This window comes from Mesorhizobium sp. M2A.F.Ca.ET.039.01.1.1 (assembly GCF_003998035.1).
In the GTDB taxonomy this organism is placed as follows: domain Bacteria; phylum Pseudomonadota; class Alphaproteobacteria; order Rhizobiales; family Rhizobiaceae; genus Mesorhizobium.
In genome coordinates this window covers 1-732 of sequence record NZ_RZRY01001379.1, presented here as the reverse complement: position 1 = coordinate 732, position 732 = coordinate 1, and the positions used below count along the sequence as shown (strand labels likewise).

Annotated in this window: 2 protein-coding genes; one reads left to right on the top strand and one right to left on the bottom strand. The window is 60.7% G+C overall.

Going from position 1 to position 732, the window contains the following annotated elements; genetic code table 11:
* The coding region (locus EOA24_RS42660; protein WP_210213662.1) for a hypothetical protein at positions 1 to 219 on the bottom strand (219 nt) is incomplete at its 3' end.
* Between the two features lie 75 nt (positions 220 to 294).
* On the opposite strand from EOA24_RS42660, the gene EOA24_RS39980 reads away from it, so the two are divergent.
* The coding region (locus tag EOA24_RS39980; protein WP_245502003.1) for a lytic transglycosylase domain-containing protein at positions 295 to 732 on the top strand (438 nt) is incomplete at its 3' end.

Here is a 732-nt window from a genome sequence, read left to right as displayed (position 1 = left end):
GCGCAATCCACCGTCACTTCCACTCAAACTGCGGGTCCAGAGACCGATTCCGACGCAGTGGACAGCGTCTTTCGCAATCGTTGGCTCGATGGTGCCCGGCAATACGTTGTTTCCGCAGACGGCAAGCTTCAAACGGCGGATGGTCCACTTGGCGACGTCGATGCGAAAAGAGCAAGCACCGTCGAGTCTGCCAATGATGGCCCTGGCCGGCAGAGTCAATTTGACCTTTCTACAATCAAGACTGCATTGCCATGTGGGCCATCACCTCTAACGGCAGCGGAAATTGCTCGTCTGGTGGTCGAGGCGGCACAAAAGTACCGGGTCGATCCCGCTTTCGCGCTCGCTGTTTCGACGGCCGAGAGCCGTCTGGATCGCGATCGCAATTCGCCCAAGGGCGCTCGCGGGCCGATGCAGCTCATGCCTCCGACCGCAGATTTTCTCGGGGTCTCCGACATTTGCGATCCCGCTGAGAACATCGACGGTGGGGTCAGGTTGTTGAAGTCGCTGTTCGAGACCTACCGGAATCCGCTGATCGTCGCGGCTGCCTACAATGCGGGCGAGACCAACGTCCAGAAGTACGGGGGCGTGCCGCCATTCCCGGAAACCGTCCGCTTCGTCGCCGAGGTGATCAATCGCCAGATCGGAATGCCCCTGCCAAGGGCAAAGGACCAAGGCACGAAGGGGACTTTGAGCCAGAGAATTGACGACGGCGCCGCGACCGGCGCGCTTGCC